We start from the raw sequence: 23,250 nt of genomic DNA, 5'->3' as shown, positions 1-23,250 counted from the left end.
GGTGCGGGGGTTTCGGAAGGTCAACTGCGCCTGTCCGCGCGGACATCGCGGCTACGCGGCCTCGCTGCGGGAAGGGAGTTGCACCCGTTCCAGCACTCGTTCGTTCACGCTGAGGCTGACGTCCTCGCCACCGGTGACCGGGAGATCGTCGATCCACAGGCTGTCGTCCCCGGCGAGGTGTTCGGTCAGCGCTTCCACGTCGTCGGCCACCTCGGCGGGCACATCCACGGTGAGCGGGAACTCGTAGGTGACTTCCTCGGTCACCGTCATCTCGACCCGGACCCTGGCCGTGCTGTCTGTGTCCACGGCATCGTGCTCCCCTCTCCCCCACTGCGGGAACGGACCGGGGACGCCGCCACCCGAGCATGGCTGCGGGTTCACGACGGCGCCCCCGGCGGCCCGTACCCCCTCCGTGGGGGGAGTTGAGGGGGTACGGGCGTATCGGACGGCGGACGCGCCTCAGCGCGTTCGCCCTGTTTTACGGAAGGAGGTTCAGCCGTCTTCCAGCGCGTGGAAGACGTCCGCGCGCTGTTGCGGGGACCAGTCGCCGGTCAGCCGGACGGTCATCTCGGTGACCCGGTTGTCGCCCTCGTAGGGGTCGTCGTACCGGCCGCTGAGCCAGGCACGTTCGGGCACGGCGTCGCCGACCGAGCACAGGCTCGGCTGTGTGGCCCCGGTCGGGTTGATCGTGTCGACGGCCCAGGCGGCCACGTCACCGTCCCACCACTCGGCGTCGTACTCGTCATAGACGGCGTGGGTGGTGGACGGCGGCTCGATCGTGCGGAAATCGCCGTCCAGCCACTCCCCTCCGCACGGGCGCCCCTCGCGGGTGAACCCCTCAGGAGTGCGGTAGCCGACCACGTGGCGGGTGATCTCGATCGTGAACTCCATCGCTCACGCCGCCTGTTCCACGCCGGACGCGGGGCCGATGTCGTACGATGTCGCCCAGCCCTGACGGACGCTGTAGCTCTCGCTGTACTCCATGCGCACCGGCGCGAAGTCATCCCGGACCGGTGTGAAGTCCTCCCGGACCGGCCTCCGCCGATTCCGGGGGCGGGCTCCGGAGCCGACGAGCCAATTCCAGCTTCCCGGTGCCTGAGTCGGCACGAACGGCCCTTCGTCCGGACCGTCCTGCGGGAAACTGCCGGGCTCCGAATCCAGCGCGTACAACAGCCCTTGATGGCCGCTGGTGGTGATCGAGTACCGCACGTGCGGGACGACGACCGTGCCGTCGTCGAGCACCCACGCGATCGGGGTGCTGTAGCTGAACACCTGGTAGATGATGCGTCCGGCGTCGGCGTCCGACCGGTACCGGTCGGCCCACGTCTCGGGAAGCCACCCGACACAGTAGGTACGTTCGGCGGTCGCGCTGAGCGCGCCGTGGGTGCGGAACGGCTGGCGGGACGCCAACGCCCTTCGCACCGCCCATGACTGCGTGGCAAGCTTGGGCACAGTCCGGTTCCTCTCCACAAAGAACGGGACGGTGAGGGCCCTCAAGGCGCCGTGCACCCCGCAGTTCCGGGGTGCGGCGGGGCGGCATCCCCGCAGGCTCCCTTTCCAGGGCCCTCATTCACAAGGCAGGGGCACACGTCGTTGCCGATGGCCCCTCGTGCGGCCACGGCGGACAAGCCTCAAGGGCTGTCGCCCGTGCCGCTTCTACAGGGTGATCTCCGTACCGGTTCCCAGGTCGAAGATCGCCCGCTGCTGGCGCTGTAATCCGGCGTCGACGGCACTCTGCTGATCGCTGATCACCTCGACGGGGTCGAGGTAGATCACGCCGTCGGACATCCAGCCGCCCAGAGCGTTCATGTCCCCGTACGCGTCCGTGACCTCGCGGACGAGGTCGGCGAACACATCGAACGGTGCGTCGGCGGGCATCGTGTGCTGGTTCGGCGTGACGCTCACCGCGTAGCCGTCGGTGGGGGTGTACGTGCTGCCGTCCAGGCGGGACATGATCGTGAACCCGCCGTTCAGGAACAGCGCGTCGTACAGCAAGGCCACTGCGGCCGTCGTCAGAACGGACATGGCCCGTTCCTCTCCTCAAAGGGGGTGTCCCGCCCGGCATGGCGGGGGCCGTACAGGGGCTGCACGGCCAGAAGGGCGCACGTCCCGGCATGGACGCGCGCCCCTCGTGGCCGGACAGTCACGCCCCGGCGTGCACCCCGAGCATGGCGAGCACGGGGCTCCGTTCGGCGTTGCCGTCGTGGATGAGCTGCATGATCTTCTCCTCGATCATGTGCCTGTTGCGGACGGGCGACGGCACCCCCGACGCACGGGGGTGCCGCACCCATGCCACGCCGCAGACCCGCTCACCAGCGGGTAAAGACAACGACCTGCCCCAACACGCACAGGGACAGGGCGCACCAGCCGATCAGGTAGCGCATGCGGCCGGACATCACGCCAGGCCGAACTGAAGATCGGCTTGCAGGTCGCTCCTGCCCGTGCGCGCCGCCCACCGGCGCATCCCCTTCACCCGGTGCGGGTGGAACGGCGCCCACTGGGTCGGCTCCACCCGCAGGAACTCACGTGCTTCGTGCTCCTCGATCGACATGATCACCTGAAGGATCTCCGCGTACAGGTCCTCGTCGTTGCAGTCCTTGACCACCAACGGGAAGGAGACGCGGTTGACGATCTCTTCCGGGTATCCGAACACTGCCCGGTCCCGGTTGCTGCTTCGCGCCGGGTACTCGACCCGCATCGTGATCGCACCCTCGAAACGGTTCGTGTGATCCCTGGCGATAAAACTCCAACCGGGCTTGTAGACCAGATCATTGACCAGCTTGATCGCGCTTTCGGCTTCCATGGTCCCTCTCCAAAAGGTCAGGGCATGGAGTGCTCCGGCATGAGCACCCCGATCAACGTGCGTACGAGACGCGCGCTGAGGTGGCGTTCAACCGGATCGTTCGAACCGTTATGCGCTCTCACATAAATACGCATCCTGATGGCCCTGGAATACCGATCTCCATCGTTTTAAGTGAAGATTTCCCAGCGCTTTCCGACTGACGAGGAGGCAGCTTGGGGCCCCGACCTTGACCGGTCGGGGCCCGAAAAAAGCGCCGCTCCTATTCTCCTTTCTGTTGCATGCTGCGGTAGATCAACTCATCCCTCGCGGCGTCAAGGTCAGCGGACAGCGCACGCCATTCCTTCCGTGCCACGTCACGAAGACGCTGCACTTTGGACGACGAGTTGAGGGGGCCGCCGTAGAGTTCTTGCGCCGCCTCTCCCATGATCCTCGCCCGTCCGATGTTGTCCGCCTCGTTCGCGTGGGCAAGCAGCACGCTGAGGGTCGGATACTCACTTCCGTCGCCCCATACGGAATCGAAGATCTCTTGGCTGAGTCCGGAGAAGTACGGAGCCGCTGCGAGCGTTGAGAGTTTTTCGGCGTGCGGGATCCGATTTCCCTGTGCGGCGTCGGGTTTCCCATCGATCCGGTACCCGTTGCGGGCGGCAGCGTCCCGCACCGCCCAGTACTGGATCTTCTTCCGGGTGACGACGGTCGTTTCGCCGTCCCGGCGGACGTACTGCCATGCGCACGGCTCGCGAGTGGCGACCCATACCGCCGCGACCTCGCAGGTCTCGATGATCTCGCGCAGTCGCTTCGCGAAGATCAGCACCGCTTCCTGCGTGACGTCGTCGCTCACGTCGTCGGTGCCGTACAGGGCACGTCCGCCCCGTGCGGCGGTCGCGCTGCCGTCCATCCGCTTGCGGGAGCGGGTGGCGTCGACGGTCCGGCAGTAGCCGCGCGCCATCCTCTGTAAGTCGGCGAAGTCGTCTTCCGATACGTGTTTCAGGTCTTCAGCCGTGACCGGTCCGGTCCGCCGAATTCCAGGGTTCCCACTCTCCGTCGGCTGCTTGTTCACGATCGTCTCCGATCATTCGAGGCGCCCACCATTTCGAATTGCGCCGGTAATTCAATTGTCTCGCCATTTCAGCGCAATGCAAGCGGGATTCGACATTTCCAGCGTTTTGACCAGAGAAATTCAGCGCGCCCGAATGACGAAACTTTGCCGTCCGGGAATCACGGAATCGGTCAGCCCCGAACGAATCAAATCCACCCGGCCGGCCAGAGCGAAGAATAGGGAGGTCGTTGAATTCAATCCTCAGAGGGTAAATTGAAATTGAATAGATACCCTGCGTCGCCCCGGCCACCAGCCGGCCTCAGGGTCCCACGCCCCACCACACGTCTACTCAGTCCCCCACCGGGGATTTAGTTGCGTCCCCGACGAGGCCACCCAAACACCCCTCACCTGCGACAAGGCTGCACCGGACGACTACCTCTCTAGGAGGTCGCGGGATCGGAACCCTGAAGGGAAGTGAGACCGGAAACCGAGCAGGTGACAAAAACGGGACCGTCCTGGAGCGGATAACCTTGAGAGGTACCGAAGAACCCACTCCCCGGCGTTTCTCCATTCCTCGACCCCTTCGGTAATTCGAGCTCCGAAATAAATAGGTTGCCAGCCGGCCGCTCTTCCGTTTGCGCGTCGCCGGGAGAGCCTGGAGCGCTGGAGGGCGTCATACGGCGAACGCCTCGCCTGTTGGGTGACTCTGCTCGAGGCCGGCACCGTCGCGGATGCCGCGCTGGCGCTGTGGTCATCAGGGCGGCTTGCCAAGGACGCGGTGGGGCGGGCGTCGTGGCCTTGATCGCCCGCTGTTCTCGGTCCTGTTTTCAGGCTGGCGGGAGGTAGGTGGTGTGGTCCTGCCGTGCTGCTGTGCCGAGCGCCGCGATGACGGCCGCGGTCGTCGGGTTGGTCGTTTCGGTGCGGCGGGTCGCGGCGAACAGGAGGCGTTGGATCGGGTGGTCCTCGATGGGAGCCGCGCTGATTCCGGGTGTGGCCGGGTCGATGGCCGTCCGGGGGACGAGCGCGGTGGCGAGGCCGGACCGGGCGAGGGCGAGCTGGGCGGCGATGTCGGCGGTGACGTAGCGCGTCGTGGGGGTGAAGCCGGCCTGCCGGCAGGCGTGCAGGATGGCCTGTCCGCAGTCCGTGGTCGCCGGCGGCACGACGAGGTGGTGCGTGGCCAGTTCGCGCAGGCCGAAGGACCGTTCGTCGGATCCGTCGGCGGCGGTGACGACGAGCAGCGGGTCGTCGAGCAGCGGCGAGACCGCGATGCCCTTGGGCATGGTCTCCGGCACGTGGTGGTAGCGCTGCCCCAGCACCACGTCGACGGTGCCGAGTGTGAGTTCGCGCAGTTGTGCCTGATCGGTGACGAGACAGGTCACGGCGAGCTGCGGATGGTCCGTGCCCAGCGCGGTCAGCGCGGGGGCCACGATCCGGGCGACGGTCGACGGCAGCGCGGCGAGCGTGGCGGTGGCGCCGACCGTGCCCTTGACCGCCGCGACGGCGCACTCGGCCTCCTCCATGGCGGCGAGGATCCGGTCGGCGTGTTCGAGGAGGACACGGCCGGCCTCCGTGAGCGCGACGGTTCGCCCGTCGGGACGCAGAAGATCAACCCCGACGTCGTGTCTCAGTGCGGCCAGCTGCTGGGACACGGCACCGGCGGACAACGCCAGGGACTGGGCGGCGGCGGTGATGGAGCCGCGGGCGGCGACGGTCTTCAGCATGTGCAGACGGCGGATATCCAGCATGACTCGATAGATTACCTAAAGGGTTCCATCAGAAATCATCCCCTTAACCTGCTGAGTCGAAGTGGGCGACCTTCTGCGCATGGAGATCTTCGACTGCATCGCCGCCGTGGCCAGGCCGGTCCACGACTTCGGCGACGAGTTCATGTCCGACGACGCGACCGCCGCCATCGGCCTGCGCGCCGGGTTCGCCCCCGGGCGCGGCTTCTACTGCCGCGGCCGGTTCGGGGTGCTCGGCGAGGCACCAGCCGCTGTGGTCCAAGCGGTACAGGGCTTCCTCGGCCCCGATCTCGTCGCCACCGGCTGGCGGGCCGGCCGGCCCGTGATGCCGGCGGAGGAGGCCGCCGCCTGTTACGCGCAGGCCGTCCGGACGTGGGGGCGCGCCCACATCCCCGCCGATGTCGATGTCGAGCACTTCAACAGCCTGGCACAGCGGCTGATCGACACCGCCGACGCCGACTCACTGCCCCTGTTCGCCGGCTGGCGCGCGCAGCCCGTACCCGCCGACGACCCGGTCGGCGCGGCCATGCAGCGCATCCACGTTCTGCGGGAACACCGCGGCGCCTGTCATCTCGCGGCGGTACGGCTGTCCGGGCTGAGCGCCCGGGAGGCGATGGTCGTCAACCTCGGCGTCGAGCAGGCGATCCACTACGGCTGGCGCGAGCCGCGCCCGGCCGCCGCGGCCCTGATCCCCCGATGGCAGCGCGCCGAGCGGCTCACCGACGAGCTGCAGGTGCCGCTCTACGCCACGCTGACCGCCCGGCAGCGTGCCGAGTTCACCCAGCTGGTCGACGCGTTGACCAGTACCCAGACCTCATGACCGGACGTCGCAGACACCGGCAGGTATACGAAAGGACGGCTGATCGCGGCCATGCTTCTCACTCATGAGGGCCGTTCGCCCTCCGTCCACCCCACGGCCTATGTCGCTCCGAACGCCACGCTGTGCGGAGACGTGCGCGTGGGGGCCGGGTGCCGGGTGCTGTTCGGCGCGGTGCTCACCGCCGAGGGCGGGCCGGTGGAGCTGGGCGAAGGCTGCATCGTCATGGAGAACGCGGTCCTGCGGGGCACCCGGCGGGATCCGCTGGTCCTGGGGCGACAGGTTCTGGTGGGCCCCACCTCCTACCTGACCGGCTGCCAGGTAGAGGACGAGGTCTTCCTCGCCACCGGCAGCCGCGTCTTCAACGGAGCACTGATCGGGACCCGCTCCGAGGTGCGGATCAACGGCATCGTGCACCTGCGCACGGTCCTGCCGGCCGACTCGACGGTGCCGATCGGCTGGGTCGCTGTCGGCGACCCAGCGCGCATTCTCCCTCCGGAGGACCACAACGGGATCTGGGCGGTGCAGAAGGAGCTGGACTTCCCCGGCTACGTCTTCGGCCTCGACCGGCCCGGCGAAGGCCAGAGCCTGATGCCGGCCATCTCCGAACGCTTCGGCCGCAGCCTCGGCCGCCACAGCGACGACCACCAGATCTGAGCCCCGCTTGGAGCCCGTGAGTCCACGGTGGGAGAACACCCGGTGAGCAGACTCCACGAGAAAGTCCCACGAGCGGCGAGACCCTGCATAACCTGACCGTGCCGGCCGCGTGCTGGACGGATCTGTGAAACGACCAAGCTCCTGGTAGACGGGTTCTCGACCAAGATCGCCCGCAGCCACCGGGAGTTTCGCGTGCTTGTCTCCCCGTCATCGATCGACTGACCGCCGGTCGTCAGGCTCTCCTGAGTCCTGGCCCATCTGTGATGCGGCGACACGTACGCCCGGCTCGCCACCGGGTTCGATGTCGGCATCGCGACCGTGTATCGCTCCATACGCGAAGCCGTCGAGGTCCTGGTGGCTCTCGCACCCGCCCTGGCAGACGCTGTGAACATCGGGCGGACAAAGGCGTTCATGATCCTGGACGGCACCCTCCTGCCGGTCGACTGGGGGCACCTCCCGGCCGAAGGCTGGGGGAGATCGCCGCCCGCGCCCACGGCATCGTCGAAGCGCTCGCCGAGGCTGACCTCAAGTGCTAGGCCGACGCGGCGGCACAACAGCACCACGCCAAGATCCGCTGCCTCGGTGAACAGGCCGTGGCCACCCTGAAGGACTGGCGTCTCCTGCGGAAGCTCCGCGGCGGCACCAACCGCATCACAGCGATCGTCAAGGCTGTCCTCGTCCTTCATCACGCGTCAGCGTGAGGTTGGAAAAGGCTCAGGGTTTCCGGGCTGGGGCGGGCGTCGATCTCGGCGAGGGTGGTGGTGAGGAGGGTGAGGGTGCGGGGGACGGCGTCGTGGTGGCCGAGGTGGGCCTGGAGGCGGCCGATGTCGCGGTAGACGGCTTCGTTGTAGGGGTCGAGGGTGCGGGTGTGTTCCAGGAGGGCGAGGGCTTGCTCGGGGGCGGCGGTGCGCAGGATGCGGACGAGGGAGCTGATCGCGTCCAGGACGTCGCGGCGGAGGGCTTCGCGGGGTGCTTCGGTCCATTCCGCGGTGAGGTCGGAGGCGAAGTCGCCCGTGTAGAGCGTGACGACGTGCTCCAGGGTGGTGCGGTGGTGCTGCTCGCCGGTGGTGTGGCGGGCGGTGTCGAGGGCGTCCTGAAGGTGCCAGAGGTCGACCGTCACCTGGTGGTGGTCGAGGCTGTAGTGGCCGTGGGCGTGGGTGGTGATGTCGGTGACCGCGTCGTGGGTGGCGGTGCGCAGGGCGCGCCGTAGTTGGCTGAGTGTGGCGTGGAACGCGTTGTAGGGGTGGTCCTGCGGAGCGTCCGGCCACAGAGCGGCGGCCAGGGTTTCTCGTCGGGTGCCGTCGCGGTGGAGAGCGAGATAGGTGAGGATCTCGCGTTGCTTGGGGACGAGGGCGGTGATGAGGTCGGTGTGTTCGTCGCTGTCCGGGGGACGGTGGGTGAGTCGGGTGGGGCCGAGGACGGTCAGGTGCAGGGGCTGTCGGGGTGGTGCGGGCCTGTCGGCGGTTTCGGGTAGCTCAGTGGGGGGCGAAGGGGGGCGGGGTGGTGCGTCTTGTTCGGTGTCGTGGGGGTCGGGGGGCTGGTCCGCGCGGGGGCCTGCGCCATTGGTGAGGGGGCGGCGGGGGCGTGCGGGTCCTTGGTCCGATGCGGGATGTTCGGCGACGTCGGCGTGGTGGTCGGCTGCTGCGGTGCGGGGTGGCTGGGCTTGGTGGAGGAGGGTGAGGAGGTCGCGGGTGTCGGGGGTGGGGAGGGTGAACAGGCAGGTGCCGGTGAGGTGTTGGGCGTCGGGGTTGGTGGTGGTGACGGTGCCGTCGGTGCGGACGTGGGCGGTGTCGCCGGGGTGCCAGGGGCCGAGGAGAATGCCGGCGAGGCCGAGGGCGGAGCCGTTGTCGAGGACGGATTGCAGGCGGCGCTCGGCGTGCGGGGCGGGGGTGGCGATGAGGATCAGGTCGGCGGCCGGCGGTCCGGCCGGGGCCGGGCGGGCGTCGGGATCGGAAGGGGTGCGGAGGAGGAGTTCGGCTTCCATCATGTCGAGCGCCGTGTCGAGGGTGTCGACGACGTGCAGGGCTGGGGGGCGTCTGGTCTCGTTGCCGAGGAGGGTGAGGATGTCGGGGGCGGGGACGAGGAGTTCGATGTGGCGGGTGGTCTGGTGTTCGGCGAGCAGGGTGACGAGGAGGGCGCGGGTGGCGTCGGGGGCTCCGGGGCCGGTGAGGCCGAGTCCTTTGGAGCGGGCGAGGTTCCAGGCGAGGGTCTGGCCGGCTTTGACGCCGATGACCTGGCCCTGTGTCTGCCGGGCGTCGTCCGGTGGTGGGGGCGGGGCGGTGTCGTGGGCGATGCGTAGGGCGCGGACGACGGGGGCGGGGGTGAGGTCGTCGCGTCGGCCGCTGCCGGGCTGGTAGTGGATGCGGTGGCGTCGGCGGGCGGTGAGGAGGGTGGCGGTGATGAGGGTGGCGAGGCCGATGCCGACGAAGGCTCCGCTGGGCAGGCTGATTCCGCCCGGCCGGTCGGGTGCCGGGGTGTCGTGGGCCGGTGGCGGGGAGGGGGTGGGCGGGGTGGTGTCGGGTGAAGGGCTCGGTGTGGCAGGGGTGTTGGTCCGGGGCGGCGGCTGCCGGGGCTTCGACGGGGGTAGGTGGAGGATCCAGCCGGGGCGGATGAGGTTGGGGTTGGTGAGGGTGCGGCCGTCGGGCTGGGGGCGGTTGTGGTTGAGGGTGTAGATCCGGGGCCAGAGGTTTCCGTCGCCGAGGGTGCGTTCGGCGATGCGCCACAGGCTGTCGTAGATCCCGTCGTGGGGCAGGCGGACGCGGACCGTTCCCTCCGGGGCGTCCAGCGGGGCGCCGGCCGGGCGGGCTGCTTCAACTCGCGGGTGTTCGAAGGGGGTTGAGGTGGCGGCCACGGCCGCGGGTGCGACGTCGGCGGGGTTCGGTGGTCGTTGGGTGAGCAGGGTGAGGGTGAGGGCGCCGACCAGCATCGCGGCGAGGGTGTGCAGCGGGCCGGCTCCGGTGGAGGGCGTTGGCGGGTGCGGGAGGGGGCGGGCTTCGTGCAGGGCGGTGCGGGTGACGTCGTAGGCGAAGGCTGCCCACACCGGCCAGAGCACGCAGGCCAGTGTGTTGAGGAGGAAGGTGGTGCTCATGGGGGTGAGCAGGACCGCTTCGGTCTCGGCCCAGGTGGGGAGGGTGTGCGGGAGGGGCCAGCCGATGTAGTGGATCAGCCCCCAGGGGATGCCCGCGAGCAGAACGGCGAGCAGGGCGGCGGCGAGCAGGCCGCGCAGGGCGTGGAGCAGACCGTGTGTGGGCATGGGGTGGGCCTTGTCAGGGGTCGGGGGTGGTGATGCCGTGGGCGGGGCGGGCGGTGCCGGTGGCGGTCACGGTGAGGGTGTCCAGGCCCAGCACGCGAAGGAGTTGGGTGCGCTGGTGGGCGGTGACGGTCACGGTGACCGTGTCGTCGGTGACCGTGACGGTGCCGATGTCGCCGGAGCCGGTGCCGGCGAGGTGGGTGCGGGCGCGGGTGCGGGCTTCGTCGGGCAGGAGGCGGACGGTGCCGGTGGTGCGGTAGGCGTTCAGGTCGAGGGCCTGGGCACCGGCGCGGGCGGCTTCCTGGGCCTCGCCGAGAGCACGGACCTGCGCGGCCAGGGCGAGGCCGCCGTCCAGGAGGAGACCGGCGAACATCACCACGGCGGTGGTCAGGATGACGACGAACACGGTGATCTGACCGCGGTCCTGACGGTGCGGGGGTCTCGTCATCGGCTGTCTCCCGTTGTCCGCAAGGTCGCGGGTTCGGCTGCCTTCTCTGTTGCGGCTTCACCGGCTCCGGCCTGTCCGGTTGGCCGATCCCGTCGAACTCGGCTCCGAACCGCTCCCACACCGATGCGGCTGTGCCGACCGGTCATGTCCGCTACCGCGGCCTCTGCCGGTACACCGGCGAGCTGGGTGCCCGGATCCAGTCGGCCGCAGGTGTCCTTCAGGTCGTCGGGCCCCACCACGGCCGGCTCTTTCCCGGGCAGACCGGCGGGGAAGGGCCTGTGGGCCGGCGGCCGTGGCGGGACCTGCACACCGTGGTCCTGCGGCCGTCCGTCGGCGGCGTTGTGCCGGACAATGACGGCATGAGGCACTGGTTCCGCAGCTACTGGGCCGAGGAAGACACCTGGTTCTACTTCGAGGTGGACGCCGATGGCTGGGTCACCCGCCAGGTGGAACTCCAAGGACCGCTCCAACGCCCCGTCGTCGCTGCCTCGTCGGCCGAATGGGAGGCCGCCCGGCGGGCCGGGACCCTCGCAGACTACGAGGCGGCTTTCGGCGCCACGGCGGAGAGTCCCGTCCACGAGTGGGACGCCCATGATCCACAGGATCTCCCCGCCGCAGAGTTCGAGACGGTCTGGCGCGCCGCACGGGCGACCTGCCGGGCACGGGCGCGTGCACGCTCGGCGCATGAGGGGTGAACCCAAAGACCTTCGCGCACTCACCGCTCACCACCTGCGCCCCGGTTCGCGCCCCAGTGCGCCTCGGAGTCCTCGAACCTCGGAGTTCTGGAACGGAAGCGGTCGACGGGAGCGGTGGCTCGGGCGGTGAGGGTGGTGGTGCCGGGGACCTGGAGGAGGGCGAGGTCTTGGAGGCCGACGGTGCAGGTGACTTCGGCGGTGGCGGTGGTGCCGTTGGACGGGGTGTCGTGGGTGGTGACGGTCAGGTCCTGGCAGGTGATCCCGGCGTCGTCCAGGGCGGCGGCGGCCGTGGTGCGGGCGGCTTCGGCAGCACCTGGCCGGGTGTGGTGGTGGGTGGCGGCGCGGGCGGCCTGGTGGGCGGCGTCCTCGATCTGCAGACGAGTGTCGGACAAGCGTCCGCAGCAGACCAGGAACCACAGCAGCATCAGCAACACCGGTGCCAGCAGGACGAGTTCGACCGTCGCCGACCCACGCTCGCGGTGGGGTGGGGTCATGGTGCCGCCCGGGGGCGGAAGCGTTCCACGGGCCCGGAGGCGTGGACGCGGACGGGGAGGTGGAGGAAGGGGATCACTGGGGCTGCGGTGGCGGTGATGCGGACGTCGGCGCGGTCGGCGGTGCGGGTGACGGTGATGCGGACGTCGTGCAGGGGGCCGTGGCCGAGCTGGCCGAGGAGGGTGTCGGCTTCGGTGTGGCCGTCGGCGGGGGTGGCGGTTTCGGTGCGAGTGGCGGCCAGGGCGTGGGCGGCGGTGGCCTGGGCGATATGGACGGCGTGCCACCAGACGGTGACCTGGGCCAGCAGGAGCACCAGGGTGAGCAGGAGCGGCATGACGGTCACCGTCTCGACGGTGACCGCTCCCCTGTCGCCGTGCGCGCGTCTTCGCGTGTCAACGGGCATGGTGGTGGGCCTACTTGAGGACGACGCTCTTGGCCGCGGCGACGATCTCCGGGCGGAAGATCTCCAGGACGGCCAGGGCGAGGGCGGAGAGGCCGGCGATCCAGATGACGTACTCGGTCGTCACGCCCCGGTCGTCGCCCGCCAGGCGGCGCAGCAGGGCCCGCACACGGTGCAGCATGCGGTGCAGTAACGGCATGCTCGACTTCCTTCCGTTCAGAGGGTGTTGGTGATCTGGATCAGGGCGGGGTAGAAGACGAAGGCGATGAACCCGAACGCCATCAGTGCGGCGGGGACGGCCATGCGTTCGGTCGCGGCGTTCGCTTTTCCCTCCGCCTCCGCTCCCCCGCGCCGGCGCATCGCTGCGGCTTTCGCGGCGAGGGAGGCGCGGACCTTGGCGCCCTCGGTGCCGGCCAGGGAGAGGGAGGCTGCGAGTTCGGTGAGTTCGCCGATGTGGAGTTCTTCGCCGAGGCGGGCGAGAGCTGCCCAGGGGGTGGTGCGGGTGAGGCGGGCGGTGGTCAGGGCGTGCTGGAGGTGGCGGAAGGATCTGCCGTGTCCGGTGCGGGCGGCGTCGGTGAGGGCGCCCTCGATGCCGGCGCCGCCGGCGAGCAGGACGTGGGTGAGGTCGAGGTAGGCGCCCAGGGCGTGCCGGAACGCGGCACGGCGGCGTTCGGCCTCGGCGTGGGCGCTCGCGTCGGGCAGGAGGAATCCGCCGGCCGCCGCGATCAGGGAGGTGGCCAGGGGGAGCGGCCATGACAGCGGACGCCCCGCCAGGGCCAGCAGGGTTGCGACGATGCCCGGGAGGAGCAGTCCGACCAGCGTCAGCGCCGCCTTCTCCGCCAGGTGGACCTGGTGGGAACGTTCGGTGACGGCGAGGTCCTGGACGGCCGTGCGGCCCGGCAGACCGGCCGCGCGCAGGAAGCCGACGAACGGGGCGCCGAGGCGGGCCGCCCACCCGCCGGCATCGACGGGCAGGACGCTCGGGAGGGCGGGTCCGGTGTTCAGGCGGGCGGTCAGCTCCGCCAGCGGCGGGCGGGGCGGGAACAGCCACCGCACCAGCGCCCACACCCCGAGCCCGATCCCGGCGCCCAGAACGGCCAGCGCGATCATCCAACCACCCCCTCACCAGCGGCTGTTGAGGGTTTCGTGGTGGTGAAGAAGCGTTCGGGTTCCTCGATGCGGGCCATGCGACGCAGCCACACGAACGCGAGCGTGAACAGGGCACCGATCATCAGCAGGACCACCTGGCCGGCCGCGGTGTCGTAGGGGGTGAGGAAGGCGGGGTTGAACAGGACGAGTCCCGTGATGAACGTGAACGTGGTGCCCACAACCGTGCGCTGGGTCGTCCGCACCCGTGCACGGCCCGCCTCGACCCGCCGGCGCATCTCCACCTGCGCCCGCGCGGTGGCCGCCAACTCCCCCAGCAGCGGGGCGAGTTGGCGGGCCTGGTGTTGCGCGGACAGGACCAGCGCGGCGATCACCAGATCCGCCGTCGGGTCCTCCAGCTCGTCCGCGAGCCGGTGCAGCGCGTCCACCAGGTGCTCGCCGCGCTCCAGGCGGGCCGCGAGTTCAGTCACCTGCGGGCGGATCGCCTCAGGCGCGGCAGACGCGGTCGCCGTGATCGTCTGTTCCAGACCGGCCGCCGCGGCGAGGGTGTCGCGCAGCATCTCCGTCCACCCGGCCACCGCCTCGATCCGGACCGTCCGCCCACGCTCCCCCGCACCCGTGCCGAGGAGGTGGGGCAGGTTCCACACAGCCATCCCGACGAGGAGCCCGCCGGCGACCCACCCCGTCACCGCCCAGGCCAGCAGCCCTGCGCCGACCGCCGCCGCGAGCCACCGCCCGGCGTGCCGGCGCGGGGCGCGGCGGCGCGCCGGCTTCGCGGGGAGTCGCCATGCGCGGATGAGGAGGAGCAGGCCGCATCCGACGCCGAGTCCCAGCAGGCCCATCACGGGCGCGGTCGCGGTCATGCCTGTCCCCAGATCCGGCCGGTGCCTTCGTGCCGGTAGCCGGCCGCGATCAGTTCTTCCAGCGTCTCGCTGCGCAACGGCACCCCGGGCACCGCGCGCAGGTCGGGGCCGGGGCGGAAGACCTCGTTGGAGACGATCTGCCGGTCGTCGGCATCCACGACCTCCCGGATCGAGGACACCACCCGGCGCCCCTCGTGTCCCCGGGGGCGGTCGAGGTGGACGACGAAGTCCAGCGCCCCGGCGACCAGGAGGTTGGTGGCCTCCAACGGAAGGCGCTCAGGACCCTGGACGGCGTAGGCGGCGAGGCGGGTGAAGGCGCCGCGGCTGGAGGAGGCGTGCAGGGTGCCCATCGAACCGTCGTTGCCCTGCGACATGGCATTGCACATCGGGATCACCTCGGGCCCACGGACCTCGCCGACGATCACCCGGTCCGGAGACATCCGCAGCGCCCACCGCACCAACTCCGCCTGGGACACCTCCCCCTGGCCCTCGACGTTGGCCTCGCGGGCCTGCATCGCCACCACATCCGGATGCGCCCGCTCATCGGCCTCCAGGCCGAGTTCGTAGGTGTCCTCCACGGTCACCAGCCGCTCCCACGGCGGGATCTCCGCAGCCAGCGCCCGCAACAAGGTCGTCTTCCCGATCGCCGTGCCGCCCGTGACGAGGATGTTCTTCCGCGCGCGGACCATCGCCGCCAGCAGCGACTCCAAAGCCGCGTCGAGAGTCCCGTTCCCGCGGAGCTGCGCCAGAGTGACGCGCTCGAAGCGGTGCCGGCGGATCGACAGGGACGGCCGCCTGGTGACCGCCATCGCCGCGAACACCCGCTCACCACCCGGCAGTTGAAACGACACTCCGGGGCTGGCGCGGTCGAAGCGGCGCTCCTCCACCCCACTGCGGGCCGCCAACTCCCGGATCAGGTCCACCAGTTCCGCATCCGAGCCGACCACCGGGGGAAGGCGGTCGCGGCGGCCGTCGGCGTAGCGGACGAAGGTCCGCTCCCCGGTGACGTTGATGTTCTCCACCCGCGCGTCCCGCAGCAGCGGCTCCAGCCCGGCCAGCCCGAACACCTCACGCAACACCGCAGCGATGACCGCCTGTTCAGCCTCCGGCGCCACCACCGGTGTCCCGTCGGCGAGGAGTTGGTGGGTGAACTCCTCGGCCGCGTCGTTGAGGATCCGTCCCGCCAACGCCATCCGGTCGGCCTCCGCCAACGCAGGGCGGCCCGCGGCCTCGTCCGCGCGGAGCTGGTCAGTCATCCGCTCCGCGAGCCGCCGACGCAGGTGCAGACGGAGACGTTCAGCAGGCACCGCAGTCTGCATCCGGCGCGCCGACAAACCGGCCGTCGGCACATGGGGTTGAGTCTGTTCGGGTCCGTCCACGGGAGGGAACACTCCCCCGTACGGCAACGCCGTGATCTTCTTCTCGTCGGTCATCTCCATACCGTTCTCGGGTCGTTGCCCCGGGCGGTGGGGCTGATGCTGAGCGAAGTGGTGGGCTCGTCCGGCGGGACGGCAGTGGCGCGGGAGGCCGTGGCCTCGGCGAGGTGGGCCAGGGCGCGGCCGAGCGAGGAGCGGGCCGGCGCCGAGCGCCGTCCGGGCCGGCCGCCGAGCACGGCGGCGCCCGCCGGGTCTTCGGGAAGGCGGGCGGTGACCGGGATGTCCAGAGCGCGGGTGACCTCGTCGGTCGGGTAACCGTCGCCGACCAGGACGAGGGACGGCTGCCTCGTCCAGCGCGCCACCGTGGGCCACTGGGTGGCCACGTGCGCGAGCGCGTCGTCGTAGGCGCGTGCGAGCAGCAGGAGGACGTCGGCGTCCTGGACCACCTTCAGCGCCGGGGAGCCTGCGTCGAGGCGTCCGCAGTCCGCGACCACGACCGTCCCCGCGCGGCCCGCCGCCCACCGCAACACCTCCGTCCCGCGCCGGGTGACCTGCGCGAGCGACGCACGCGCCTGCTCCGTCCCCGCCGGACCCACCACCCCCCCGCCCGATGCCGCACCGCAGCCGCCAGACTCAGCAGCCCCGGCGACGCCTCCAACCGGAACCGCGCCAGCAGATCACCCCCGGCCGGATCACACTCCACCACCACCGGCTGCTCCCCCGACGGCCACCCCGCCGCCAACCCGACAGCCGCCGTGGTCACCCCCGGCGCACCCTTCAGACTCACCAGCGCCACCAGCGTCACCTCCCGACCCCCGGCACCGTCACCACACTGATCCGCCCGTCCGGCAACGCAGCTACCAGACGGGCATCCGCTTCCGCCATCAGCAGGGACAGCACGGCGCTCTGGTCGGCGGCGTCCGCGTGGACGCCGGTCACCGTGGCCTCCCACGCCGACACCCCGGCCTGGGATGTGCCGCTTTCCGTGTCGGGGGTGGCGACGACGGTGACGCGGTTGCCGGGCTGGACGCCCGGCGGGAACCGGCCCGCCTTCACTCCCACCGCCACCACCGCCTGACCAGTCGGCGGAACCCGCGCGGGCCCCAGCACATCGCGCGTCAGCAGGGTCCCGGCGGGCAGCGTGTAGGCCACGGGGCGGCCTACAGCAGCAGACCGGGATCCTGCGGGAATAAGGTCCAGTCCTCGGCCGGCCGACAGACCGACCTCCCGCACCTCACGGTCGGACAGCACCTGCCCGACCGACACCGGCCGGGCCAGCACCAACACCCCCTCCTGCTCACCCACTTGAGCCGCCACCACGACCCCGCCCGCCGAACAACCGACCACCAACAGGACACCCAGCAGGAGATAGGGAAGCTGACGGCGTCTGGACACACCGGCCAGCCGCAACGGCTGCTTCCGCCCCGCCACAGGCGACCTGCCCGGCTCGGGACGACCGGACGGCGTGAACGTACGCGTACTCACCAACTGGCACCTCCAGGCACAGCACTTCCCGGCACCGCGGCGTCGACGCGGCGTGCGAGAGCGTGCGGGTATAAGGGAACAGCCGCTGTTCAGCGGGGAGTTCGGTTGAGCGCCTGGCTCTCCGCGACCGGGAAGTCAGCGGTCGACGTAGTCGTCAGGCCGGGGAAGACACCGCTCTGCCCGGCGCCCGACCAGGCCACCGTCCAGTGCACCGTCGCGGAAACCGCGTAGGCGCCGCCGGGCTGGCCCGCGGAGGACGTGCGGTAGGTGTGACCGCAGTCCGGGGAAGGGCTTTTGGGATCCGTAGTGCCCGAACCATAGGGCGTTCCAGGGCCATTACACGTCACCCTGGAGCCGTCCCCCATGGACCACGCGACGGACGTCGGCCGGGCCACGGCCGTCACCGACACCCCCGGCACCGAAGCCGTCGCCGACACCACCCTCCACGCTCCCCGGCCCACCCACAGCCACGTCGGCAAGTTCACCAACTGCTCGGCCGCCGGACTCGCCTCGATCCGAGGCGACGGCAACCTCAACTGCTCACGGGCAACTTGGGCAAGCTGTGCGGGCGAGGGCACCCGCGGCCCGCCGTCCTCCTGCTGACCGTCCGGGATCCAGATGGGCGGCCGGTAGAGCGCGTCCCGCACGCCATCCGCCTCACACCGGTACACGTACCACGCACCCGACTGCCCCGGCGTCGGCTCCGCCACCGGCAGGCTCACCGCGTAGGCAGCGGCCACCACTCCCCCACCACCTCCGACCCCGACGTCGTACGACGTACGCACCACACCCGGCGGAGGCGCGTAGTCGCTTCGCTCGTAGGAGCACGACGCCAGGTTCAGATCGGGATTCGATGACCTCGGGACCGTCTGGCCATCGCCGCGGCCGACCGGTCCGCGCGGATCGGCAGTTCCTCGCCGCTCCTCAGGAGGCACGTCCTGTCCGCCGCCTCTGCCTGCGCCAAGTTCACAGCCGGGATTCGGGTGCTGGCCGCACTGGGTCGAACCCCACCAGTCGTCCCCCTCGGCGGGCACCGTTGCCATCGCCGCTACGGCGAGACAGATGCCCGTGACAGCAACTGTCCGTCTCAGCACGACCCCACCGCCTCAACCGCGAACCGCGCCACTTTCCAGCCGCCTGCGGCCTTCTTCACCTCGGCGGTGATCGCACGTCGCCCACCAGGGGTGTCGTCCGCGAGTTCGCCGGTGTCCTTGCGGTACTTCAGCCAGTTCGTCGAGTCACCGCAGTCGGAGATCATCACCGTCGTCGGGCCGGCCGAGGGGTCCGCCGAGATCGCCTTGGGATAGGTCTTCGGCGCTCCCTTCGCCACCAGGCCGTTGCGGTGATCCGCGTACATGCTCCGCGAGATCACCGACAGCGCATCCCCCGTCGCGTGCCGGGACAGGATCGGCGACCTCCAGTCCGAGGTCTTCGCCGCCTCGGCCACGTCCCGCCACATCCCCACGTACGCCGCCGACGCCTGCTTCCGCGCAAGGTCTGCGGGTGAAGCCGTCGACGGGGAACCCGGCGCGGGGTTGGACGTGGTCGCCTGCCGTCCCGACGGCGTCGTGCCGGTCGTCCCGGTCGCGCTGCAACCGGCGACCGACAGCGCAGCAGCGGCAAAGCCACACGTGAGAACCCGTAAGCCCACCACAGCATCACCTCTCACAAGGACGAGGGCCGGGCGCCCGGTATCGGGACGCGTCCCCACCTCTACCGCGCCTACCCGTTCTCACTGCAAGGGGTGAACGCGCTCCCACTTCACAGTAAGAACGGCGACTTGGTGAATTCTTTACCGAACGAGGGTTCTTCATCCGCCCGCCCCTTGCCTCCGCCGGACGGCGGCAAGGAGTTGCCTCTCGTGCGAGACCGCCCACTCCCCCACCGGCGCGAGCGCGGCGAGCAGGGCGTGGCCGGCCGGGGTGAGGGTGCAGCGGGCGGCGGAGGCGAACTGCCCTTGCCGGGGCTGGTGGGTGACGAGGCCGGCGTCGACGAGGCGGTGGAGGGTGTCCCAGAACATCTTCTCGGACAGGGGGCGTTCGGCGAGGTCGCAGGTGCGGGCGATGCCTGCGTTGACGGCTTGGATGATGCCGGTCGGATGCTGAAGTCCGTCACCCAGTCGGCACAGGATCGGAAAGCTCCAGCGCAGGCAGAGCACGGCCAGCGTCATCCCCACTCCGCGCCAGTGCTCCTGCTCGGGCCTCAACACCGGTACACCCGGCGGTTGTTGGGGGTGCCCGCGGTGTCTTCGCAGGGCGTCGGCGAGCTGGTCGCGATGGGCGGACACCCAGACGGCCACCCGGTTCAGGGAGTGCAGCAGTTCTCTGCCGGCGACCGTCAACTCCCATATCGCGGGCTCCGGTTCGGTCCTCCCGGAGAGGAAGATCCCTTCCGTCTCCAGTTGCCGCAGTGTCGTCAGGAGGACTCTCTCCCGCAGGACACGACTGCCCACGAGGTCCGCGTTGCGCGCTGTTCCCTCGTTGATGAGGGCGAGCAGCCGGCCAGTGCCGAGCGGGCCGTCCAGTAGGGCGACGAGGACCGGGTACGTCCAGCGGTTGCGCAGCAGTTCCAGGGTCATGCCGATGCCCCGGAGTCTCCTGATGTCCTCGTTCATCGGTCGGCCGTGCTGCTCGTCTCGATCACGGCCCAGACGACGTGTCCGCCGTCCGCCGGTCGGCTCGCGCCCCAGCAGCGGGACACCGTCTCGACGATCATCAGGCCGCGCCCTCCCGGTCGGTGTAAGGGAGGGCAGCTGGGTTCCGGGGTGGACTCGCCGGTGCCGCTGTCGCGCACCTGGACCAGCAGTTGGCCAACGGTGGCGGCGAGGGTGCAGGTGACGGTACGGCTGTCGGTGTGGACGACGGCGTTGGTGACCAGTTCGCTCATCACCAGGGCCGCTTCGTCACGGCTGCCGGAGGCGAGGGGCCAGGCGTCGATGTGGTGCCGTGTGCGACGGCGAGCTTCGGCGACCGATTCGGCGGTGGCCGGGAGGACGAAGTCAACTCGGTTGGCGGACCTGGTGAGTTCGGGAGGCGGTCCTCCCGAAGTGGTGACGTCGGGGAGAGCCACGACTGATTCCTAACAGACGCTGAAGAGTCGAAGGCAGCGGCCCGTGAAGAGGTGCCCGTGGGGGGATCGCTGAAGAAAGTGGGGTGCGCATGGGACGGTGCGGCACCGGCGTGAAGCCTGCGAGACGGCCCCGGAAGCCGTGTCACGCCCGTCACTATGCTCGCCCGCCCCACTCCTGGCAACAGGTCACTCTGCACCGTGCAGGAAAAAGGTGTGCGCCTCTGTCAGCGTGACGAGGAGCGTGGCAGACTGCGAAGCCACCTGGAGTCCGGGAGGGCTCGACGCGCCCAGCAATGCCACCAGCAGGTCGGATAGCAAAGGGAGTTGACGTGATCGAAGATGGATTCAGCGCGGACCTGATCGACACCAGCAAACCCCACTCGGCCCGTATGTACGACTGGTTCTTAGGCGGGAAGGACCACTACCCCGTCGACGCGACCGCCGCCCGGAAAGTCATGGAGCTCTTCCCCCACATCAAGGGATCGGCGTGGGCGAACCGCGAGTTCATGCACCGGGCCGCCCGCTATCTCAGCGAGAAGGGCGTCGCGCAGTTCCTCGATATCGGCACCGGCATCCCCACCCCGCCCAACCTCCACCAGGTCGTCCAGCAGATCACCCCCGGCGCCCGCGTGGTCTACACCGACAACGACCCCATCGTCCTGCGCCACGCCCAAGCCCTCCTGCGCGGAACCCCGGAAGGCCACGTCGCCTACCTCCACGCCGACGTCCGCGAGCCCGAACTCATCCTCGCCCACGCACAGAAGCACCTCGACTTCACCCAGCCGGTCGGTCTGTCTCTCATCGCCGTCATGCACTTCGTGACCGACGAAGAAGGTGCCCACCAGATCGTCCGGAAACTACTGGATCCCCTGGTTCCGGGAAGCTATTTGATGTTCTCCCACTTCGTCCTCGAAGACCCCGACCTGATGCAGCGGCTTCAGGACATCTACCGCGCGGGAGGGACCTCGGTCCAGGGCCGGTCCATCGAGGGCGTCACCGCGTTCTTCCAGGGACTTCAGCTGTGCGATCCGGGAGTCGTCCTCGCCGCCCAGTGGCACCCCGACGGGCGTACGCCGGCCCGCGAGGCCCCCGGCCTCTACGTGGGAGTAGCCCAAAAGGTCTGAGCTCCGGCGGCCGCACTGACTTTGACGTGACGTCGACACCATGGTGTACCCCAGCGGTCCAAGGCACCACGCAGATCCCTCTCGACCCGAAGGAACACAGTGCCGGACCGCACGAGCCGATGGCGACGACGCAAACCAGACAACAGCCAGACCGAGCCGCACTCTCCAACGCCTGATGACCATGAGTTCCTTCAAGGACTCCACGACATCCGTCACCTGTTGAGCGGCGAGTGGACCTGGGACGTACTCATCGCCCTCCACGCCCAGCCGCTCCTCTTCACGGAGTTACGGGAAACCATCCGCAGCCAGGACAACACCACCGGATGGCCCAGCAGAAAGCACCACCACCTCCAGGACAACCCCCTGAACCGAACCCTCCGCAGACTCCAGCAAGGCGAACTCATCACCCAGAGCCGCAGCAGCGTTTTCCCTTACCGAACCACCTATGAACTCACCCGAGCCGCAAGGGAGTTACTCTCCGCCGCGGCACCGCTGGTTGTGTGGACCGCGACTCACGCAGACCTCCTCGACCGCGCCCGTCAACGGCGGAAGGAAGACGCCTCGGACTAACCGGAACCCGAACGAGAGGGCCGCCGCCAGTGCCGTCGACTCCCCCGCATGTCGCGCGGCCGCGGCGGCCCCTCTCGCGGCGTCATCTCGCTCTCTTCTTCTCGTACTTGGCAGTATACGACTCTGCACAGTGCACAAAATGTGCGTGCACTCTGTCGGTCTTACGTGACCCGTGGCAGACTGCGAGGCCACCGGGCTCCAGGAGGCACCCCAAGTGAGTGCGCCGCGATCTGCTCCGACCGTCCTGCAGATGGTCCTCGGCCGACGCCTGCTCGACCTGCGCAGGGCCGCGCGGCTCTCGGCGCAGGAGGCGGGCGCGCACCTGCACATCGCGCACACCACGGTGATCCGCATGGAGCAGGCGAAGGTCACTCTCAAGTGGGCGACCGTCAAAGCCCTGTTGGAGCTGTACGGCGTCGAGCGGGCCGAGGCCGAGCAGTTCCTCGCGCTCGTGGTGAAGGCCAACGAGCCTGGCTGGTGGCAACGTTACCGTGACGCGCTGCCGGACTGGTTCGCCGTCCACGTCAGCCTGGAGAACGCCGCCGTCCACATCCGCGGCTACGAACCCCACGTCGTCCCCGGCCTCTTCCAGACCGAGGACTACGCCCGCGCGGTCCTCTCCCTCAACCGCCCCCACCCCACGCCGGACGAACTCGACCGGCGCGTAAAACTCCGCCTGGAACGCCAGGCACTACTCACCCGGACCGATCCGGAGGCGCCACAGGTGTGGGCGATCCTCGACGAGACGGTCCTGCGGCGCCCAGCCGGCGAACCGGCCGTGATGCGCACCCAGATCGACCGCCTGATCGACACCCTCGACCTGCCGAACGTCACCCTCCAGGTGATGCCCTTTTCGGCCGGCCTGCACTCCGGGGCGTTCGGGCCCTTCACACTCTTCCGGTTCCCGATGGCCGACTTCCCGGACATCGTGGGCACCGACGGCCTCAGCAGCGCCGTCTACACCGAGGAGGAGGACGAAGTGACCCTGCACCGGGAAGTGTTCGACCGGATGAGCGCCCAAGCAATGTCACAGGACCGCACCAGGGAATTCCTCCTGGACACCCGCAAGGAACTGGAACGATGACACACGCCACGAACGCCGACCAAGAACTGGGCTCCCGGGGATGGCACAAACCCTGGAGCGGCAGCAACAACGGCAACTGCCTCGAAGCCAAACAACTCGACGACGGAAACGTCGCCCTGCGGCAGTCCACCGACCCCCACGGCCCCGCCCTCATCTGCACCCCCGCCGAAATCACCCAGTTCATCACGGCCGCGAAATCCGGTCTGGCCGACTTCCTGATCCGATGAGGAAA

Annotated in this window: 28 protein-coding genes and 1 pseudogene; 9 read left to right on the top strand and 20 right to left on the bottom strand. The window is 69.9% G+C overall.

Going from position 1 to position 23,250, the window contains the following annotated elements:
• Positions 1-51: 51 nt before the first annotated feature.
• From IAG44_RS39980 to IAG44_RS39950, 7 genes are all read right to left on the bottom strand, one after another.
• Positions 52-306 carry a hypothetical protein gene (locus tag IAG44_RS39980; RefSeq protein WP_187751915.1) on the bottom strand — a complete coding sequence of 85 codons (255 nt, stop codon included), beginning with the start codon at positions 304-306 and terminating at the stop codon, positions 52-54.
• 186 nt (positions 307-492) lie between these two features.
• Positions 493-891, bottom strand: a complete 399-nt coding sequence (locus tag IAG44_RS39975) for a hypothetical protein (protein ID WP_187751914.1) — start codon at positions 889-891, stop codon at positions 493-495.
• Positions 892-894: 3 nt separating this feature from the next.
• Complete coding sequence (locus IAG44_RS39970; protein ID WP_187751913.1) at positions 895-1,452, bottom strand: DUF8033 domain-containing protein; 558 nt, start codon at positions 1,450-1,452, stop codon at positions 895-897.
• Between the two features lie 204 nt (positions 1,453-1,656).
• Complete coding sequence (locus tag IAG44_RS39965; RefSeq protein ID WP_187751912.1) at positions 1,657-2,025, bottom strand: hypothetical protein; 369 nt, start codon at positions 2,023-2,025, stop codon at positions 1,657-1,659.
• Between the two features lie 370 nt (positions 2,026-2,395).
• The gene (locus IAG44_RS39960) at positions 2,396-2,803 is read right to left on the bottom strand and encodes a hypothetical protein (RefSeq protein ID WP_187751911.1); all 408 of its coding nucleotides are present in this window, start codon (positions 2,801-2,803) and stop codon (positions 2,396-2,398) included.
• A gap of 259 nt (positions 2,804-3,062) precedes the next feature.
• Positions 3,063-3,860: a hypothetical protein gene (locus IAG44_RS39955; RefSeq protein WP_187751910.1), complete on the bottom strand. Its 798-nt coding sequence runs from the start codon at positions 3,858-3,860 to the stop codon at positions 3,063-3,065.
• A gap of 806 nt (positions 3,861-4,666) precedes the next feature.
• The gene (locus IAG44_RS39950) at positions 4,667-5,584 is read right to left on the bottom strand and encodes a LysR substrate-binding domain-containing protein (protein ID WP_187751909.1); all 918 of its coding nucleotides are present in this window, start codon (positions 5,582-5,584) and stop codon (positions 4,667-4,669) included.
• A 79-nt stretch (positions 5,585-5,663) separates the two neighbouring features.
• On the opposite strand from IAG44_RS39950, the gene IAG44_RS39945 reads away from it, so the two are divergent.
• From IAG44_RS39945 to IAG44_RS43995, 3 genes and pseudogenes are all read left to right on the top strand, one after another.
• Positions 5,664-6,401 (top strand): SCO6745 family protein, encoded by a 738-nt coding sequence (locus IAG44_RS39945; RefSeq protein ID WP_187751908.1) that lies wholly within the window; start codon positions 5,664-5,666, stop codon positions 6,399-6,401.
• Between the two features lie 51 nt (positions 6,402-6,452).
• Positions 6,453-7,055: a gamma carbonic anhydrase family protein gene (locus tag IAG44_RS39940; RefSeq protein WP_187751907.1), complete on the top strand. Its 603-nt coding sequence runs from the start codon at positions 6,453-6,455 to the stop codon at positions 7,053-7,055.
• Positions 7,056-7,270: 215 nt separating this feature from the next.
• A pseudogene (locus IAG44_RS43995) lies at positions 7,271-7,756 on the top strand (helix-turn-helix domain-containing protein); the annotation flags it as partial.
• Here the strand turns inward: IAG44_RS43995 and IAG44_RS39935 are convergent.
• Complete coding sequence (locus tag IAG44_RS39935) at positions 7,741-10,308, bottom strand: AfsR/SARP family transcriptional regulator (RefSeq protein WP_187751906.1); 2,568 nt, start codon at positions 10,306-10,308, stop codon at positions 7,741-7,743. The pseudogene IAG44_RS43995 and the gene IAG44_RS39935 sit on opposite strands and share 16 nt — an antisense overlap.
• A gap of 13 nt (positions 10,309-10,321) precedes the next feature.
• Positions 10,322-10,753: a pilus assembly protein TadG-related protein gene (locus IAG44_RS39930; RefSeq protein WP_187751905.1), complete on the bottom strand. Its 432-nt coding sequence runs from the start codon at positions 10,751-10,753 to the stop codon at positions 10,322-10,324.
• A gap of 131 nt (positions 10,754-10,884) precedes the next feature.
• On the opposite strand from IAG44_RS39930, the gene IAG44_RS44615 reads away from it, so the two are divergent.
• Positions 10,885-11,448 carry a hypothetical protein gene (locus IAG44_RS44615; protein ID WP_343075762.1) on the top strand — a complete coding sequence of 188 codons (564 nt, stop codon included), beginning with the start codon at positions 10,885-10,887 and terminating at the stop codon, positions 11,446-11,448.
• A gap of 20 nt (positions 11,449-11,468) precedes the next feature.
• Here the strand turns inward: IAG44_RS44615 and IAG44_RS39920 are convergent, their stop codons facing one another.
• The 8 genes from IAG44_RS39920 to IAG44_RS39885 form a co-directional block, all read right to left on the bottom strand.
• The gene (locus IAG44_RS39920) at positions 11,469-11,942 is read right to left on the bottom strand and encodes a TadE/TadG family type IV pilus assembly protein (RefSeq protein ID WP_187751904.1); all 474 of its coding nucleotides are present in this window, start codon (positions 11,940-11,942) and stop codon (positions 11,469-11,471) included.
• The gene (locus IAG44_RS39915; protein WP_187751903.1) at positions 11,939-12,343 is read right to left on the bottom strand and encodes a TadE/TadG family type IV pilus assembly protein; all 405 of its coding nucleotides are present in this window, start codon (positions 12,341-12,343) and stop codon (positions 11,939-11,941) included. The genes IAG44_RS39920 and IAG44_RS39915 overlap by 4 nt, the downstream gene beginning before the upstream one ends.
• A 10-nt stretch (positions 12,344-12,353) precedes the next feature.
• Positions 12,354-12,539 carry a hypothetical protein gene (locus IAG44_RS39910; RefSeq protein ID WP_187751902.1) on the bottom strand — a complete coding sequence of 62 codons (186 nt, stop codon included), beginning with the start codon at positions 12,537-12,539 and terminating at the stop codon, positions 12,354-12,356.
• A 17-nt stretch (positions 12,540-12,556) separates the two neighbouring features.
• Positions 12,557-13,450, bottom strand: coding sequence for a type II secretion system F family protein (locus IAG44_RS39905; RefSeq protein ID WP_187751901.1), 894 nt, complete (start codon positions 13,448-13,450; stop codon positions 12,557-12,559).
• Complete coding sequence (locus IAG44_RS39900) at positions 13,447-14,310, bottom strand: type II secretion system F family protein (protein WP_187751900.1); 864 nt, start codon at positions 14,308-14,310, stop codon at positions 13,447-13,449. The genes IAG44_RS39905 and IAG44_RS39900 overlap by 4 nt, the downstream gene beginning before the upstream one ends.
• The gene (locus tag IAG44_RS39895; protein ID WP_246562641.1) at positions 14,307-15,743 is read right to left on the bottom strand and encodes a TadA family conjugal transfer-associated ATPase; all 1,437 of its coding nucleotides are present in this window, start codon (positions 15,741-15,743) and stop codon (positions 14,307-14,309) included. The genes IAG44_RS39900 and IAG44_RS39895 overlap by 4 nt, the downstream gene beginning before the upstream one ends.
• Complete coding sequence (locus IAG44_RS39890) at positions 15,740-16,285, bottom strand: hypothetical protein (RefSeq protein ID WP_187751899.1); 546 nt, start codon at positions 16,283-16,285, stop codon at positions 15,740-15,742. The genes IAG44_RS39895 and IAG44_RS39890 overlap by 4 nt, the downstream gene beginning before the upstream one ends.
• Positions 16,286-16,487: 202 nt before the next feature.
• Positions 16,488-17,171: a CpaB family protein gene (locus IAG44_RS39885; RefSeq protein WP_187751898.1), complete on the bottom strand. Its 684-nt coding sequence runs from the start codon at positions 17,169-17,171 to the stop codon at positions 16,488-16,490.
• Positions 17,172-17,534: 363 nt separating this feature from the next.
• Here IAG44_RS39885 and IAG44_RS39880 point away from each other — a divergent pair, with 363 nt between their 5' ends.
• Positions 17,535-17,774 (top strand): hypothetical protein, encoded by a 240-nt coding sequence (locus tag IAG44_RS39880; protein WP_187751897.1) that lies wholly within the window; start codon positions 17,535-17,537, stop codon positions 17,772-17,774.
• A 484-nt stretch (positions 17,775-18,258) separates the two neighbouring features.
• Here IAG44_RS39880 and IAG44_RS39875 read toward each other — a convergent pair whose 3' ends face one another.
• From IAG44_RS39875 to IAG44_RS39865, 3 genes are all read right to left on the bottom strand, one after another.
• Positions 18,259-18,822: a hypothetical protein gene (locus IAG44_RS39875; RefSeq protein WP_223006833.1), complete on the bottom strand. Its 564-nt coding sequence runs from the start codon at positions 18,820-18,822 to the stop codon at positions 18,259-18,261.
• A 159-nt stretch (positions 18,823-18,981) separates the two neighbouring features.
• Positions 18,982-19,785 (bottom strand): winged helix-turn-helix transcriptional regulator, encoded by an 804-nt coding sequence (locus tag IAG44_RS39870; RefSeq protein ID WP_187751895.1) that lies wholly within the window; start codon positions 19,783-19,785, stop codon positions 18,982-18,984.
• Complete coding sequence (locus IAG44_RS39865; protein WP_187751894.1) at positions 19,782-20,240, bottom strand: ATP-binding protein; 459 nt, start codon at positions 20,238-20,240, stop codon at positions 19,782-19,784. Before IAG44_RS39865 ends, IAG44_RS39870 begins: the two co-directional genes overlap by 4 nt.
• Before the next feature lie 329 nt (positions 20,241-20,569).
• On the opposite strand from IAG44_RS39865, the gene IAG44_RS39860 reads away from it, so the two are divergent.
• The 4 genes from IAG44_RS39860 to IAG44_RS39845 all read left to right on the top strand — a co-directional run bounded on the left by IAG44_RS39860 (position 20,570) and on the right by IAG44_RS39845 (position 23,245).
• On the top strand, positions 20,570-21,364 hold the full coding sequence (locus IAG44_RS39860; protein WP_246562633.1) for an SAM-dependent methyltransferase: 795 nt from the start codon (positions 20,570-20,572) through the stop codon (positions 21,362-21,364).
• 99 nt (positions 21,365-21,463) lie between these two features.
• Positions 21,464-21,934, top strand: coding sequence for a winged helix-turn-helix transcriptional regulator (locus tag IAG44_RS44875; protein ID WP_187751892.1), 471 nt, complete (start codon positions 21,464-21,466; stop codon positions 21,932-21,934).
• A 214-nt stretch (positions 21,935-22,148) separates the two neighbouring features.
• Positions 22,149-23,018 carry a DUF5753 domain-containing protein gene (locus tag IAG44_RS39850; RefSeq protein ID WP_246562630.1) on the top strand — a complete coding sequence of 290 codons (870 nt, stop codon included), beginning with the start codon at positions 22,149-22,151 and terminating at the stop codon, positions 23,016-23,018.
• Positions 23,015-23,245, top strand: a complete 231-nt coding sequence (locus IAG44_RS39845; RefSeq protein ID WP_187751891.1) for a DUF397 domain-containing protein — start codon at positions 23,015-23,017, stop codon at positions 23,243-23,245. The genes IAG44_RS39850 and IAG44_RS39845 overlap by 4 nt, the downstream gene beginning before the upstream one ends.
• The last annotated feature ends 5 nt before the right edge of the window (positions 23,246-23,250 follow it).

It is taken from the genome of Streptomyces roseirectus (assembly GCF_014489635.1).
In the GTDB taxonomy this organism is placed as follows: Bacteria; Actinomycetota; Actinomycetes; order Streptomycetales; family Streptomycetaceae; genus Streptomyces; species Streptomyces roseirectus.
Note: the sequence above shows the minus strand (reverse complement) of the source record. Positions and strands in the feature narration are given on the sequence as shown.

Bases quoted from the DNA above. Each gene is read 5' to 3' on its own strand.
- IAG44_RS39895 (WP_246562641.1), bottom strand. From the start codon at position 15,743: ATGACCGACGAGAAGAAGATCACGGCGTTGCCGTACGGGGGAGTGTTC.
- IAG44_RS39915 (WP_187751903.1), bottom strand. From the start codon at position 12,343: ATGCCCGTTGACACGCGAAGACGCGCGCACGGCGACAGGGGAGCGGTC.
- IAG44_RS39950 (WP_187751909.1), bottom strand. From the start codon at position 5,584: ATGCTGGATATCCGCCGTCTGCACATGCTGAAGACCGTCGCCGCCCGC.
- IAG44_RS39965 (WP_187751912.1), bottom strand. From the start codon at position 2,025: ATGTCCGTTCTGACGACGGCCGCAGTGGCCTTGCTGTACGACGCGCTG.
- IAG44_RS39960 (WP_187751911.1), bottom strand. From the start codon at position 2,803: ATGGAAGCCGAAAGCGCGATCAAGCTGGTCAATGATCTGGTCTACAAG.
- IAG44_RS39920 (WP_187751904.1), bottom strand. From the start codon at position 11,942: ATGACCCCACCCCACCGCGAGCGTGGGTCGGCGACGGTCGAACTCGTC.
- IAG44_RS39930 (WP_187751905.1), bottom strand. From the start codon at position 10,753: ATGACGAGACCCCCGCACCGTCAGGACCGCGGTCAGATCACCGTGTTC.
- IAG44_RS39845 (WP_187751891.1), top strand. From the start codon at position 23,015: ATGACACACGCCACGAACGCCGACCAAGAACTGGGCTCCCGGGGATGG.
- IAG44_RS39905 (WP_187751901.1), bottom strand. From the start codon at position 13,450: ATGATCGCGCTGGCCGTTCTGGGCGCCGGGATCGGGCTCGGGGTGTGG.
- IAG44_RS39975 (WP_187751914.1), bottom strand. From the start codon at position 891: ATGGAGTTCACGATCGAGATCACCCGCCACGTGGTCGGCTACCGCACT.
- IAG44_RS39945 (WP_187751908.1), top strand. From the start codon at position 5,664: ATGGAGATCTTCGACTGCATCGCCGCCGTGGCCAGGCCGGTCCACGAC.
- IAG44_RS39935 (WP_187751906.1), bottom strand. From the start codon at position 10,308: ATGCCCACACACGGTCTGCTCCACGCCCTGCGCGGCCTGCTCGCCGCC.
- IAG44_RS39910 (WP_187751902.1), bottom strand. From the start codon at position 12,539: ATGCCGTTACTGCACCGCATGCTGCACCGTGTGCGGGCCCTGCTGCGC.
- IAG44_RS39880 (WP_187751897.1), top strand. From the start codon at position 17,535: ATGGACCACGCGACGGACGTCGGCCGGGCCACGGCCGTCACCGACACC.
- IAG44_RS39900 (WP_187751900.1), bottom strand. From the start codon at position 14,310: ATGACCGCGACCGCGCCCGTGATGGGCCTGCTGGGACTCGGCGTCGGA.
- IAG44_RS39870 (WP_187751895.1), bottom strand. From the start codon at position 19,785: ATGAACGAGGACATCAGGAGACTCCGGGGCATCGGCATGACCCTGGAA.
- IAG44_RS39940 (WP_187751907.1), top strand. From the start codon at position 6,453: ATGCTTCTCACTCATGAGGGCCGTTCGCCCTCCGTCCACCCCACGGCC.